Origin of the sequence: Aeromonas sp. OTU364, assembly GCF_038440395.1 — a bacterium.
Classification (GTDB): Bacteria; Pseudomonadota; Gammaproteobacteria; order Enterobacterales; family Aeromonadaceae; genus Aeromonas.
The window spans coordinates 27,681-40,727 of record NZ_JASATR010000007.1; the positions used below are offsets into that span (position 1 = coordinate 27,681).

General features: G+C 64.2%; 12 protein-coding genes, 1 tRNA gene and 1 other annotated feature. Of the genes, 5 read left to right on the forward strand and 8 right to left on the reverse strand.

Annotation, left to right across the window (positions count from 1 at the left end):
• Positions 1-132 precede the first annotated feature (132 nt).
• The 5 genes from AAHB08_RS09275 to AAHB08_RS09295 all read right to left on the reverse strand — a co-directional run bounded on the left by AAHB08_RS09275 (position 133) and on the right by AAHB08_RS09295 (position 4,286).
• Positions 133-1,077, reverse strand: coding sequence for a YbgA family protein (locus tag AAHB08_RS09275; RefSeq protein ID WP_265435762.1), 945 nt, complete (start codon positions 1,075-1,077; stop codon positions 133-135).
• Positions 1,078-1,250: 173 nt separating this feature from the next.
• Positions 1,251-1,880 (reverse strand): autotransporter, encoded by a 630-nt coding sequence (locus AAHB08_RS09280; RefSeq protein ID WP_247627113.1) that lies wholly within the window; start codon positions 1,878-1,880, stop codon positions 1,251-1,253.
• Between the two features lie 182 nt (positions 1,881-2,062).
• On the reverse strand, positions 2,063-2,617 hold the full coding sequence (locus AAHB08_RS09285; protein WP_342058766.1) for a DUF3157 family protein: 555 nt from the start codon (positions 2,615-2,617) through the stop codon (positions 2,063-2,065).
• 95 nt (positions 2,618-2,712) lie between these two features.
• Complete coding sequence (locus AAHB08_RS09290; protein ID WP_202046984.1) at positions 2,713-3,543, reverse strand: hypothetical protein; 831 nt, start codon at positions 3,541-3,543, stop codon at positions 2,713-2,715.
• Positions 3,544-3,686: 143 nt separating this feature from the next.
• Entirely contained in the window at positions 3,687-4,286 is a 600-nt protein-coding gene (locus AAHB08_RS09295) for an HAD family hydrolase (RefSeq protein WP_342058767.1), read from the reverse strand.
• A 164-nt stretch (positions 4,287-4,450) separates the two neighbouring features.
• Positions 4,451-4,573 (forward strand) — a sequence feature (Phe leader region).
• Between the two features lie 38 nt (positions 4,574-4,611).
• Here AAHB08_RS09295 and pheA point away from each other — a divergent pair.
• Positions 4,612-5,784, forward strand: coding sequence for a prephenate dehydratase (pheA, locus tag AAHB08_RS09300; protein WP_202046986.1), 1,173 nt, complete (start codon positions 4,612-4,614; stop codon positions 5,782-5,784).
• A 372-nt stretch (positions 5,785-6,156) separates the two neighbouring features.
• Here pheA and AAHB08_RS09305 read toward each other — a convergent pair whose 3' ends face one another.
• Together AAHB08_RS09305 and AAHB08_RS09310 are read right to left on the reverse strand one after the other, a co-directional pair.
• Positions 6,157-6,582: an LPP20 family lipoprotein gene (locus AAHB08_RS09305; RefSeq protein WP_010673311.1), complete on the reverse strand. Its 426-nt coding sequence runs from the start codon at positions 6,580-6,582 to the stop codon at positions 6,157-6,159.
• A 13-nt stretch (positions 6,583-6,595) separates the two neighbouring features.
• A complete protein-coding gene (locus AAHB08_RS09310; protein ID WP_307764063.1) occupies positions 6,596-7,216 on the reverse strand; it encodes a FlgO family outer membrane protein in 621 nt (206 codons plus the stop codon).
• 285 nt (positions 7,217-7,501) lie between these two features.
• Between AAHB08_RS09310 and AAHB08_RS09315 the strand changes: the two genes are divergently transcribed.
• From AAHB08_RS09315 to ppk2, 3 genes are all read left to right on the forward strand, one after another.
• The gene (locus tag AAHB08_RS09315; protein ID WP_139434189.1) at positions 7,502-8,656 is read left to right on the forward strand and encodes a flagellar assembly protein FlgT; all 1,155 of its coding nucleotides are present in this window, start codon (positions 7,502-7,504) and stop codon (positions 8,654-8,656) included.
• Positions 8,657-8,706: 50 nt separating this feature from the next.
• Positions 8,707-8,783: transfer RNA gene (locus AAHB08_RS09320), tRNA-Arg, on the forward strand.
• 229 nt (positions 8,784-9,012) lie between these two features.
• Positions 9,013-9,837, forward strand: coding sequence for a polyphosphate kinase 2 (ppk2, locus tag AAHB08_RS09325; RefSeq protein ID WP_202047016.1), 825 nt, complete (start codon positions 9,013-9,015; stop codon positions 9,835-9,837).
• A gap of 188 nt (positions 9,838-10,025) precedes the next feature.
• Here the strand turns inward: ppk2 and AAHB08_RS09330 are convergent, their stop codons facing one another.
• Complete coding sequence (locus AAHB08_RS09330) at positions 10,026-11,666, reverse strand: SulP family inorganic anion transporter (RefSeq protein ID WP_342058768.1); 1,641 nt, start codon at positions 11,664-11,666, stop codon at positions 10,026-10,028.
• A 278-nt stretch (positions 11,667-11,944) separates the two neighbouring features.
• Here AAHB08_RS09330 and AAHB08_RS09335 point away from each other — a divergent pair, with 278 nt between their 5' ends.
• The gene (locus AAHB08_RS09335) at positions 11,945-13,006 is read left to right on the forward strand and encodes a PQQ-dependent sugar dehydrogenase (RefSeq protein WP_342058769.1); all 1,062 of its coding nucleotides are present in this window, start codon (positions 11,945-11,947) and stop codon (positions 13,004-13,006) included.
• The last annotated feature ends 41 nt before the right edge of the window (positions 13,007-13,047 follow it).

Here is a 13,047-nt window from a genome sequence, read left to right on the forward strand (position 1 = left end):
GGTGACTTCCATTCAACAGGGTATGGGCGCCCCGAGCCCAGAGGCTGCGTCGGGGCACAAGCGAATTCAGAGCCCGTCACGCAGCTTGCGCGTATCGGGATGTGGCTCTGGATAAGGCCGATCTCGCCATTCTCAAAGCCCGTAACGCAATTTCAGCGTATCGGGATGCGGGTTGAGATAGACCTGCTCGGACAAGTAGGCATTGGGGTATTCCCGCAGGTAGTGGCGGATCAGGGTGAGGGGCACCAGCAGCGGGAAGATGCCGGTGCGGTACTTGTCTATGGTGTCGCAGAGCTCCTGCTTCTGGGCCGGGGTCAGCACCCGCTTGAAATAGCCCTGCAGGTGCATCAGCACATTGGTGTGGCTGCGACGGTTGGCACGCAGGGTCAGGGCCGCCATCAGACCCTTGATGTAGTTGTCGGCCACCTCCTGCAGGTTGGCCTTGCCGAGGTTGCCGAGCAACTTGCCGAGGGTGCGGTAGTGGGTGGTGGCGTGGGAGAGCACCAGGTACTTGTAGCGGGAATGAAAGCGGATGAGGGCGGCGGCGGTGATCCCGCTGGCGCAGAGCTGCTGCCAGTCGTGATAGGCGAAGACCCGCAGCACGAAGTTCTCCCGCAGTATGGGATCGCACAGGCGGCCGTCTTCCTCCACCGGCAGCAGGGGGTTGGCCTCCATCAAGGCCTTGGCAAAGAGGCCAATTCCCTCCTTGGCGCTCCCCTCGTTGTTGGCGCCATAGATGCGCACCCGCTCCATGCCGCAGCTGGGTGACTTGGCACAGAGGATGTAGCCGGAGATGAAGTCGAGCTGGCGCGCCTTCTGCTCGCTGAAGGCGATGAGCCGCTCGGTGACGTCGAAGCTGCCGTTGCTCGCCTCGGCCCGCACCTCCCCATGGCGCTTGACCAGGCGGATGGCGGCGCGGGGTGCGCCCAGGCCGATGGCCATCTCGGGGCAGACCGGGTGATAGTCGAAGTGGGCGCCAAGATCCCGTTCGCAGAAGCTGGAGCGCTTGTGGCCCCCGTCGAACCGCACTTCCTGCCCCAGCAGACAGGCACTGATACCGACCTTGATCTTGTACATGATTGCGCCCCTTGTATAAGAATTGAACCAGTTATAGCGGTTATACAAAGAAATGAAAGTTGTATAACTATTACGGGCCGATACGACACAAGGGGGAAAACAGGATCACCGGAAAATGAAAAAGCCCATGACCGGGGTCATGGGCAAAATGGACGTCACGACAGACAGGGAAATCAGAAGCTGTATTTCACACCCAGGCTGGTGATGGATCCTTTCTGCAGATCCCAGTTGCGGTAGGTGTAATCGGCGGTGAGGGCCAGGTTCTGGCTCACCTTGTAGGCGGCACCCGCCTTGAAGTCGTGCATGTCGTCGGTCATGTTGGCGTAGCGATAGCCGGTGGAGAGCTCGACGGCGCCGATGTCGTAGCGCAGGCCCACTTCACCGTAGAGGCTGCCGCTCTGCTTGCGGGTGATGTCGTCCCAGCCGCTGTCGTTGACGTTGGAGGCGAGCTCGCGCTCCATGCTGTAGCCCATCAGACCCGCTTCACCGTACAGGTTCAGGCCGGTGCTGAGGGGAGTGAACACCCCCATACCCAGATTGGAAATGGCCATGCTGTCATTGCCGCTGTTGCGGGAGCTGTATTCGGATCCGAAACGGCCGTAGAAGTTGGAGCCGAAGCTCTTGGAGAGATCCAGGCTCAGACCACCGAAATCGCGGTTGTTGCTGTCCTTGCCACCGACGTAGTCAGACTTGGTGTGTGCCCAGGTGGCAGATCCCTTGGCGTAGCTGAACGCATCTTGCGCCAGGACGGAGGTGGAAGAGAGGCCGGCCAGAACCAGAACAGACAGTGCGAGTTTTTGCATTTTGTTGACTCCGATTGTTGAGTTAGGCGGAACCTAACTGGAATGGAGCCATTGTGACGGGCGAGGGGAGAGGTGCCGAGCGGCAAGCTGTTGCCAAACCATGTCAGATGTAAGCAGATATTGCTGGCGGTTACCGGAGCAACACTCCATGGGGGACGGGCCTGCCCGTCCCCACCGCTATCCTAGCGGAATTCCACTTCGTCGATCTGCACCCGCACCAGCGGCTTGCCGGTCAGATTGGCCGGACGGGCCAGCTCGATGGCCCGCGACGGACGCTGCTCGCCCTTGCGCAGATAGGATTCAGGCAGACGATTCTCCCCGACCCAGAAGCGCACCGGCTGGGTCGCCAGCTGCACCCCCTCGGCACTGAACAGGGTCAGGCTGCCGTTGACCCGCACCACGTTGCGGCTGCCGGTGTTGCTCACCATGAATTGCAGACGCAGCGGATCCTCGCTCTCCACCTGGTTCAGGGTCACCGTGATCCCGTCCCGGGTCGCCTGGGCGAGCAGGTCGGGATTGGCCAGGGCCTGCTCGGTCAGCACCGGCGCCGCCACGCTCGTCGTCACCTTCTTGCCGGCCACCGTCTCGGCGGGCTTCACCAGCAGGTATTCCCAGGTGAAGTCGTCGTTGAGCTGCACCTGACGGCCATCGGCCAGGGTGACCTGGGTCAGGGGCGCGGCCTGGGCCAGCATGGGGGAGAGGCAGAGGGCAAGCAGCAGTCTGGACAAGGGTTTCATGGGCAGATGACTCGATAGGGATGCAGAGGGAGCAGTATAAAGAGTCGGGCTGCCCTTGCCTATGACCCGACTCACGTTACGGGCCAGGGTCGGGATCAGATTACCAGCTGCTGGGGATCTTCCCCCGATACCATGTCCAGGGTCACCAGATCGAACTGGGCGCTCTTGAGCGCCTTCTGGATGCTCGGCTGCATGTCGAACACCAGGGCCCGCATGCGCTGGGGCACCCTGATCCTGGCCAGGGTGGTGACCCTGTCCGCTAGGGTATGGAAGAAGACCTGGGCCCCGTCCAGCCCCATGTCGAACAGCATCTGCTCGGCCATGTCCACCATGCGCAGGTGGCGCCGGTCCAGGGACTCGACGTCGGAGAAGCGCTGGCTCAGGCAAGCCTCTCCCCCCGCCCCCCACAGGGCCAGCTGGCGCTTGTGGAAGCCATAGCGAAAGTCCCTGTGGGTCATGCCCTGCTCGGCAAAGATCCAGAGGGTATTGGCCGGCACGCTGTCGAAACGCCGCAGATACTCCCGCATCTCCTCCACCGAGGCCGACATCAGGATAGGGGGGCCGTCATCGTGCTCGAGCTGCTGGCAGAGGTAGCGCACCGGATCCGTCACCTCCGCGAGGTGGCCGAGGTGCACGCTGAAGATCATCTCGTCGGTCCTGATCACCTGGTGGGCGATGCCGTAGTGCTTGCAGTAGCGCTTGGCCCGGGCCACCGCCTTGCGGCTCAGGGTCGGGTTGTCCAGGGTGATGGCCCGAAAGCGGACCCCGCTGGCCCGGCACAGATCCATGCTGTAGCAGGACTCCAGCCGGCCGGAGAAGGAGACAAGCAGTTCGCCGTAACCGGCCAGGGTATTGATGAGCCTCTGTTCCCTGGCCTGAAATAGCTGATCGTATCCCCGATTCAGCGCGACGACATTGGCATCCATAACAACGGCTCCGGATGATGAATAGGATGTTATTTTGCGATGACAAAGCTGAATAGACACTTAAAGAATGGGGACAAAGTTGTTCTTTATTCGCTCAAGAGACAAATCAGCCCCCCTTTTCTCCGGGCCCGGCGAAGGGCCCCTCAGGCGGGCAACCATCCCTGCTCGACCAGCTGCCGACGGCATGCGGGGGCGTCGGTGAACACCATGCCCTGCAGGCCGAGCGCCCGGGCCGCCGCCACGTTGGCCGGGCTGTCGTCGATAAAGAGACACTCCCCAGCCTTGAGGTCGAACGACACCAGCAGATAGCGATAGATGTCGGGCTCGGGCTTGAGCATCCGCACCCGGGCCAACACCACCTTGCCGCTGAAGAAGCGCCAGAACTCCTGATGCTGCTCCAGCCAGTCGATGCTGGCATGGCCCATGTTGGAGAGGGCGTAGAGCCGGTGACCGGCACTGTGCAGCGCCTCGATAAGCGCCACCATGGCGGGATCCGGCTGCAGGGAGGCGGGCACCGCCTGCAGGATGGCGAGGTTCTGTGCCATGGGCAGGCCGGTGCGCGCCTCTGCCTGGCGCGCCATGGCGTGCAGGGAGAGGGTGCCCCTGTCCACCTCCAGCCAGTCGGGGTGGTTGAACAGCTGCTCCGCCAGGGCTTCGGCACCATCCGGTCCTCGTACCGAGCGCACTATGCCGACCGGATCCCAGCTCACCACCACCCGCCCCAGATCGAAGATAATCGCCATCCTCTCGCCTCCCTCTCATTGACCAGCAACAACGGGACCAGTGTGACACTCATTCGGTCAGGGATCCCGACCACCTACCCTGCCCCGTTCAACGCACCGGGGCAAGTTTTACTTGCATCGGCGTGCCAAATCCCTTAATGGTTATGACGTTACATTCAGGACAACATCATGCACACACCATTCTTCTTTGCTTTCTCGTTTATCCGGCCCTCATGAGGGAAGGCCCTGTCGTCGCATCAACAGAAAGCAAAGACGAATCGAGCCTCCCCCAGCGGAGGCTTTTTTTTGCAGCAACCACCACAGAAGATTTGGATAGGGAACCACCATGGCAACGCTCGACGAGATCAGACAAGACATCACCCAGTTGGATCAGGAGCTGCTCGCCCTGCTGGCCAAACGCAAGACCCTCAGCATCGAGGTTGCCCGCGCCAAGCAGGCCAATCCCCGTCCCATCCGCGACACCCAGCGGGAGCAGGACCTGCTGGTTGCCCTGATCCAGAAAGGGCGTGCCCTCGGACTGGATGCCCAGTACATCACCCGCATCTACCACACCATCATCGAAGACTCCGTGCTCTCCCAGCAGGCCTACCTGCAGAGCCTGCTCAACCCCCAGCAGCAGGAGCCCATGACCAGCGTCGCCTACCTGGGCCCGCGCGGCTCTTACTCCAGCCTGGCCGCCCGCAAGTACCTGGCGCGCTACAAGGATCAGGTCATCGAGGTGAACTGCCAGAACTTCCGCGAGGTGCTGGACACCGTGGAGTCGGGCCGCGCCGCCTTCGGGGTGCTGCCCATCGAGAACACCAGCTCGGGCTCCATCAACGAGGTGTACGACGTGATGCAGCACACCACCCTCTCCATCGTCGGTGAGCTGACCTACCCCATAGAGCACTGCATCCTCACCGCCGTGCCCACCGAGCTGTCCCGGATCAAGACCTTCTACGCCCACCCCCAGGTGTTCCAGCAGTGCTCCCACTACCTCAGCAAGCTGGAAGGGGCGCGCCACGAGATCTGCGACTCCTCCTCCAGCGCCATGATGAAGGTGAAGGAGCTGGGGAGCCCGGAGGCGGCGGCCATCGGCAGCGCCGCCGGGGGCGAGCTGTATGGCCTCGACGTGCTGGCCGAGCAGCTCGCGAACCAGAAGGAGAACTACAGCCGCTTCATCGTAGTGGCGCGCAAGCCCATCGACGTGGCGCCCCAGATCCCGGCCAAGACCACCCTCATCATGTCCACCTCCCAGAAGCCGGGCTCCCTGGTGGAGGCGCTGCTGGTGCTGCGCAGCCACGAGATCAACATGACCAAGCTGGAATCCCGTCCGGTGCAGGGCAACCCCTGGGAGGAGATGTTCTACCTGGATGTCTCCGCCAACCTGCAGACCCCAGAGATGCAGGCCGCCCTGCTGGAGCTGACCAAGATCACCCGCTACGTCAAGGTGCTGGGCTGCTACCCGAGCGAAGACGTCAAGCCGACCGCAGTGCCGCCGGTGCTGATGGGCAGCTAAGCCCCCGAACGGCAAGAGGCGAGCATCAGGCTCGCCTCTCTCTTTTCCGTCTCCCCTCCCCCGCTGGCGGCGCCGCAGCCCCCAGTCCCCCGATTTAGCGTTCGGAAAAACTGAGCGACATATCCCCATCATTCACTCCTGTTATACGACCTGGGCCGCCAACCGGGCCCCAGACTCACGCCGGCGGGGTGCCAACCCCGCTCCTGCCCCCTGCCGACCCGACCCCCGGACAACAAAAAGGCGAGCCTGCGCTCGCCTTTGTCTGTGCTGTGACGACCACCTGGCTCATGCCGGCGTCCGCACGCACCCGCCCTGGAACTGACCCGACATCGGCTGGTTCAGGTGACGGAGAGTGTCGTCCCGCTTCTCGCCCTAGAACTGACCCGCCATCAGCTGGTTGAGGTGATAGAGGTTGCGGGTGTCGAGCTCCAGCTCGGTGGCATAGGTGTTGCCGCGGGGATAGGTCGCCACCACACGGGCACCGCGCACCATGCCGGCCACAGACACATCCAGAGAGTTGGAGGTCTGGGTCAGGTCCTTGTAGCTGCTCTGGCCGCGCACCTGCTGGCCGTTGAGCTGCTCCGCCAGCTCCCGGTAGGCATCCATCTTGGACGCCCGGATCGCCTGCAGCATCTTCTCCGACTGAGAGGGGCCGGGCTGGATGTCGATCACCGCGTAGCCCACCGCCTTGAGCACCGGGAAGTCATCTGGCTTCTCCCCCACGTCGTAATTCACCACCCGGTTCCCGCTGCACGCCGTCAGCAACATTGCCATCAGGCAACCCAACAAGATTTTCATCGCTCTCTACTCCTCAGGGGGTCAGGTTGACCAGATGGCCGGACGTGCTCTGGCCGCCCCGCATCAGGTAACCCCGGTTGACCGATGCCCGACCAAAGGAGTTGCTGGCGCCGGACAGATATTGTTGCGGGATCAGGCTCTGGGCCGTGGTCTCCACCATCTTGGTACGCAGATCGATGATCCGGGCATTGACCAGGATCCCCTGCTGATTGCGGCTGAAGGTGCCGGTCAGGATCCGGGAGATGGGCAGGCGGGCGGAGAGATCCCGGTAGTTGCGGCTCATCACGAAGTCGCCACTGGGGGTCACTTGAATGCTGCCCGTGGTCTTGAAGTCCACCACCACTTCCCCGCGTCGGTTCAGCTCGTAGATGAAGCTCTCCTCAATCTGCAGACCCATCCAGTTGGTGTCCTTCAGGGTGTCGAGATCGACGAAGGAGGCGACGGCGATGGGCTCGGTCAGGGTGGTGAGGGACTTGCGCTCCATCAGCTGATCCGTCATGCGGGCCACCAGCCAGTTGAGCTCCATCCCCTTGGCCGCCTGCCGGGGATCCCCTTGATCCCGGTTGATGGGGTCGGCCGAGCCGCAGCCGGCCAGCGCCAGCGCAACCGCCAGCGCCGTGATAATTCTGTTCATGGATACCTGTTCCTGTATCTACACCTGACTTGTTATCGGTCGCAGCGGCCAACACTTGAGACGGGAATGCGCCAAGGATCGCCCGATGATCCGCCAGAGGGCCTTGGGCGGCGCCAATAATGAGGCTGGAGCCGGGAAATGTGGCGAGCTGTACACCCTTTCGCCGGAACAAGGCATGGATCTTGCTTTTATTTGCGCACCCGGTGCAAACCAGGCCAGTGTCCATGAAGCCGCTCACCCGCCCCCTGGGGCGCAAGAGGGGTTCATCTATTCAAGGTGTACGTTATGAAAGTTGTGCTGCTGTCAACCCTGCTGCTGGCCAGTCTGTCGGCCCGCGCCGAGCTCATAGAGGCCCAGGGCAGTGCCGCCATTCTGGGGGGCGACGAGGTCTATGCCCGCGAGCAGGCGACCCGGGATGCGCTGCGTCAGGCCCTGCTGGCCAGCGGCGCGTCCGTCTCCAGCATCCAGCGCCTGGAGAACGGCAGCCTGCGCTCGGAGCAGATCCAGATCCGCTCCGGCGGCGACATTCGCCAGTACCGCCTCAAGCGCGAGGAGGTGCGCAACGGCCGTATGTACATCACGCTGGTGGCCGACATCCAGGCCGAGCGCCAGATCTGCCAGACCCAGCACTACGCCAAGGATTTGACGCTGGTACGCCTGCGCATGCGCTACCCGGACCAGGCGAGCACCGGCGCCCTCGACGACATGCCGGCGGATCTCTCCCGCCGCCTGTTCGAGACCCTGGCGGCGGCGCCCCAGGGGGTGGTCGCCCGCCAGTGGCTGGACGAAAACCTGCGCATCGATCCCCTCCACCTGCAGCAGGGGGATCGCAGTGCCCTCGAGGAGATCAAGGCCCTGAGCCTGCGCACCGACAGCCAGTATCTGGTGCTCGGCAGCATCGACGATCTCTCCCTAGAGCCCCAGGGCAACCAGCTGACCAGCTGGTATGAAGACCCGATCCGCAACTTCCGCATGCAGCTCTACCTGTTCGACGGCATCAACGGCAGCCTGCTCGGGCGCAAGGAGTATCAGGGCCGGGCCAACTGGACCTTCTCCAAACGGGAGCAGGTGGGCAGCCACAGCGGCCAGTTCTGGCAGTCCAGCTACGGCCAGGAGGTGAGCTACCAGCTGAAGGAGGCGGCCCAGGACATCATCGCCGAGCTCGCCTGCGCCCCCGTCACCGCCCGCATCGTGGCCCAGCACGAGCGGGGCCCCCACATCAGCCTGGGCCGTCGCAACGGGGTCAAGCTCGGGGATCAGTTCCGCGTCCAGCACAGCGCCGACTTCATCGACCCCTATGGCAAGTCCCGGGTGATGCGCAATCCCGCCGACGGCCTGTTCGAGGTGGTGCAGGTGTTCGAGGATGGCGCCATCATCAGCAGTCAGAACAAATATTCGCCGTTTAATGTCCAAATCGGTGATTTGGCCGTATTGGAATAGGAATCAAGGGTTTAAAAGCACAATGCTTCTTGTATAATGCCCGCCACAAGGTTCCCGTAGCTCAGCAGGATAGAGCGGTCCCCTCCTAAGGGACAGGCCACTGGTTCGACTCCAGTCGGGAACGCCATACAAAACAAGGGGTTGGCATCGCAAGATGCCAACCCCTTGTGCCTTTCTGGCCCAGGCGGCCAGCCCCGACCCTCCCAGGCAAAGCCTCCCGGCGCCAAACGGCGCGCCAGATACGGATCCCCGCTCCCCTGCTCCCTTCCTGACCGAAACAACTGTCATCTACGCTTGAAGTGCGCCGTCCGGGATGACGGCCACTCCTCATCCGTTCGAGAAAAAAGAAGGACATCATGGCTAGCAAGAAAAAATCCAAAGCAGAACAGCCGGTACCGGTCACCGAGCCCAAGCCCCTTGGCAACAAGGCATACGAGAAGGAGCTGCGTCGCCTGCACGTGGAGCTGGTGAAGCTGCAGCAGTGGGTAGTGCACAAGGGGCTCAAGGTCTGCATCGTCTTCGAGGGGCGCGACGGCGCCGGCAAGGGGGGCACCATCAAGGCGATCACCGAGCGGGTCAGCCCCCGGATATTCAGGGTCATAGCGCTGCCGGCCCCCACGGAGCGGGAGAAGAGCCAGCTCTATTTCCAGCGCTATATTCCGCACCTGCCGGCGGCGGGCGAGATCGTCATCTTCGACCGCAGCTGGTACAACAGGGCCGGGGTGGAGCGCATCATGGGCTTTTGCAGCCAGGAGGCGAGCGACAAATTCCTGGCTGGCACCCCCATGGTGGAAAAAGCGCTGGTGGACTCTGGCATCATTTTGCTGAAGTACTGGCTGGAGGTGACCCCGGAAGAGCAGGAGCGACGGCTGCGGGATCGCATCGACGATGGGCGCAAGATCTGGAAGCTCTCCCCCATGGACATCAAGTCCTTCGATCGCTGGGATGACTACACCCGGGCGCGGGACGCCATGTTCATCGCCACCGACACCGCCTGGGCCCCCTGGTTCGTGGCCCGCTCCGAGGACAAGAAACGGGTGCGGCTCAACATCATCTCCCACCTGCTGAGCCACATTCCCTACGAGGAGCTGCCAGCCGAGCCGGTCAAGCTGCCAAAACGCAAGATTGGCAAGGTCAAGGCCTCTGAGCACCCGCTCCGGGTGATCCCGGAACTCTTCTGATCACCCTCAAGGGGCAGCCTCCGGCTCGCCCCTTGCTCTCTCACTCCCTGCTCTGCTGATACTGGCGAATCGCCGCCCTGGCATTGGGGGGCCTCTGGCTCATCCCTTGTCCCCTCACTCCCTGCTCTGCTGATACTGGCGGATGACTGTCCTGGTATTGGGGGGCTTCTGGCTCGTCCCTTGCCCCCTCACTCCCTGCTCTGCTGATACTGGCGGATCGCCGCCCTGGCATTGAACAGCATGCGGTCCTCCCCCAACTGGTCGGCCAGCCCGCTGCGGCGCACGTTCTCGAGCACCCCGGGATTGAGCCCGGCCAGCCAGAGGGTGACCCCCCTGGCGCGGGCCTGCTGCTCCCCCTCCATCAGCATCATCAGCGCCGAGTACTCCACGTCCTGCACCCGGCTCATGTCCAGCACCACCACCTCGGGCTGGTGAGTCTCGGTCAGCTCGCGGATCCGGGCCGCCACATGCTGCACATTGATGAAGAAGAGGCGCCCCTCCGGCCGCAGGATAAGCAGGCCAGGGATCGTCTCGTCATCAGGATGGCGCGCGGCCAGCGGCCTCAGCACATCCTCCCCGGGCTTGCGGCCAATCACATAGACGGGCGGCTGCGCCGTCTGGCTGGCCAGCCCCAGCAGGGAGGCCAGGATGGCGACCACTATCCCCTCCAGGGTGCCAAACAGCAGCACCCCCAGGCAGGCGATGACGGCCCAGCGAAACTCCATCATGCGAATCTGCCCTATCTTGCGAAACTCCCCCGGCTGGATGAGCCCCACCGAATAGACGATGACCACCACCGCCAGGGTGGCGCTTGGCAGCCAGGAGAGCAGCGGGGCGAGGAAGATCATGGTGGCCAGCGCCATGGCGGCGGTGACGGCGGAGGCCCACTGGCTCAGGCCCCCGACGGAGCGCACCACAGCGGTCTGGGAGGTGCCGCCCCCCGCCGGCATGCTGCCGCAGAAGGCGCCCCCCAGGTTGGCCAGCCCGGTGGCCACCAGCTCGCGGTTCGGGTTGATCTCGGGCTCTTCCTTGCCCACGAAGGCCCGCCCTGCGGCTATGGTCTCGGTGAAGCTCATCAGCGCTATGCCCGCCGCCCCCGGCAACAACTGCAACACCAGGGTCAGGTCCGGCATCGTCAGGGCGGGCAAGCCGGTGGGGATGGTCCCGACTATGGCCACCCCCGCCTCGTTCAGGCCAAAGCCCCACACCAGGGCGATGCCGATACCCACCCCCAGCAAGGGGGCGGGGGAATGGGGGAAGCGCCACTCCATGAACACCAGCACCACCAGGGTGGCCAGGGCGACGCCCAGGGTCAGCCAGGAGCTCTGGGGCAGGGCCAGCCCCAGGTGGTAGAGATCCAGGAAGAAGTTCTCCTTCTGCAGGTGCACCCCGAACAGCTTGGGCAGCTGATCGAGGATGATCACCAGCCCTATGCCGCTCTTGAACCCCACCAGCACCGGCAGGGAGATGAAGTTGGCCACGAAGCCGAGCCGCAGCACCGCCGCCAGCATCAGCATGGCCCCCACCAGCAGGGTCAGGGTGGCGGTCACTGTGAGCAGCCGACCGGGATCCCCGTCCGGCACCACCAGCCCGAGCTGGGTCGCGGTCAGGATAGCCAATGTGCTGGTGGAGCTGACGCTCAGCACCCGGGAGGAGCCCAGCAGGGCGTAGAGCAGCATGGGTACAAAGGCGGTGTAGAGACCGACGGCCACCGGCAGACCGGCCACGCTGGCATAGGCCATGGCCTTGGGCAGCACGACGGCCGCCGCTGTGACGCCGGCCAGCAGGTCGGACAGGGAGCGCCTTGGCGCCGACGCGGGTGATGACATCTTATCCTCCATGAACTCATGGCCCTATGGCCCCGATGCTGCACCGGCGCTCGAGTGACCGTTGCCAGCCTATGACCATGGCCGCTCGCCCAAGCGTGCGAGCCATGTCTCATCGCACCATCAAGTGTACGCGCCCCGCCTTGCGTCGGGCTGAATGCCTTGAGCGTCGCGGCGGGAAAAGCCCGCAGAGCGGGCCATCGCTCTCCCTCTGTTGGCAACCCCCTATACTTCAGCGACGTTGCGCCGCCGGCCAGCCCCCTTCCAAGAGGAGATCCCCCTTGCTGCGACTGCTTGCACTGCTGCTGATCTGCCTGGTGAGCCCGCTCCGGGCGCTGACACTGACCCCCCTGGTGGAGGGGCTCAACCATCCCTGGGGGCTGGTCCTGCTGCCGGGGGGCGGCTATCTGATTGGCGAGCGCCCGGGCCGCCTGCTGCGCATCGACGCCAGCGGCGAGCGCCATGTCATCTCGGGTCTGCCCCCCATCGCCAATCAGGGTCAGGGGGGCCTGCTCGATCTCGCCCTGGACGACGAGGGCTGGCTCTATCTCAGCTACAGCGAGCCGGGGGACGGCGGAGCCGGCACCGCCGTGGCCCGGGCCCGGTTGCAAAAGGACGCCCTCGTCGACTGGCAACTGCTGTTTCGCCAGCAGCCCAAGGTGGCCGGCGGCGCCCACTTCGGCTCCCGCCTGGTGCTGACCGAGGATGGCTATCTCTTCATCACCCTAGGCGATCGCTACAGCGAGCGGGAGCGGGCCCAGACGCTGGACAACCACCTCGGCAAGACGGTGCGCCTGCACAGGGATGGCCGGGTGCCCGCCGACAATCCCTTCGTCAAGACGGCGGGGGCCCTGCCGGAGATCTGGAGCCTGGGCCATCGCAACATGCAGGGGGCGGCGCTGCGCCCAGGCAGCCAGCAGTTCTGGGCCCACGAGCACGGCCCCCAGGGCGGGGACGAGGTGAACCTCATCCTGCCGGGCCACAACTACGGTTGGCCCAGAGTGACCTTCGGCGAGGAGTACGGGGGCGGCAAGATTGGTGTGGGCCAGAGCGCGCCGGGTCTGACGCCGCCGCGCTGGCTCTGGGTGCCCTCCATCGCCCCCTCGGGCATGCGCTTCTACCAAGGCGATCTGTTCAAGGCGTGGCGGGGGGATCTGCTGGTCGGCGCACTGCGCGGTCAGGCCCTGCTGCGCCTTCGCCTCGCGGGGGACAAGATTGTCTCGGAGGAGCGGCTGCTGACCGATCTCGGGGAGCGGATCCGTACCCTGCAGGAGGGTGCGGACGGCGCCCTCTATCTGCTGACGGACTCAGGCAAGGGGCGCCTGCTCAAACTGACCCCATGACATGGAGGCCGGCCCCGGAGCGGGCGCCGGCGAGGAGGAAG

What these genes read in the sequence shown, in the direction of transcription:
- AAHB08_RS09275 (WP_265435762.1), bottom strand. Translation starts at nt 1,077, where the DNA reads ATGTACAAGATCAAGGTCGGTATCAGTGCCTGTCTGCTGGGGCAGGAA.
- AAHB08_RS09280 (WP_247627113.1), bottom strand. Translation starts at nt 1,880, where the DNA reads ATGCAAAAACTCGCACTGTCTGTTCTGGTTCTGGCCGGCCTCTCTTCC.
- AAHB08_RS09285 (WP_342058766.1), bottom strand. Translation starts at nt 2,617, where the DNA reads ATGAAACCCTTGTCCAGACTGCTGCTTGCCCTCTGCCTCTCCCCCATG.
- AAHB08_RS09290 (WP_202046984.1), bottom strand. Translation starts at nt 3,543, where the DNA reads ATGGATGCCAATGTCGTCGCGCTGAATCGGGGATACGATCAGCTATTT.
- AAHB08_RS09295 (WP_342058767.1), bottom strand. Translation starts at nt 4,286, where the DNA reads ATGGCGATTATCTTCGATCTGGGGCGGGTGGTGGTGAGCTGGGATCCG.
- pheA (WP_202046986.1), top strand. Translation starts at nt 4,612, where the DNA reads ATGGCAACGCTCGACGAGATCAGACAAGACATCACCCAGTTGGATCAG.
- AAHB08_RS09305 (WP_010673311.1), bottom strand. Translation starts at nt 6,582, where the DNA reads ATGAAAATCTTGTTGGGTTGCCTGATGGCAATGTTGCTGACGGCGTGC.
- AAHB08_RS09310 (WP_307764063.1), bottom strand. Translation starts at nt 7,216, where the DNA reads ATGAACAGAATTATCACGGCGCTGGCGGTTGCGCTGGCGCTGGCCGGC.
- AAHB08_RS09315 (WP_139434189.1), top strand. Translation starts at nt 7,502, where the DNA reads ATGAAAGTTGTGCTGCTGTCAACCCTGCTGCTGGCCAGTCTGTCGGCC.
- ppk2 (WP_202047016.1), top strand. Translation starts at nt 9,013, where the DNA reads ATGGCTAGCAAGAAAAAATCCAAAGCAGAACAGCCGGTACCGGTCACC.
- AAHB08_RS09330 (WP_342058768.1), bottom strand. Translation starts at nt 11,666, where the DNA reads ATGTCATCACCCGCGTCGGCGCCAAGGCGCTCCCTGTCCGACCTGCTG.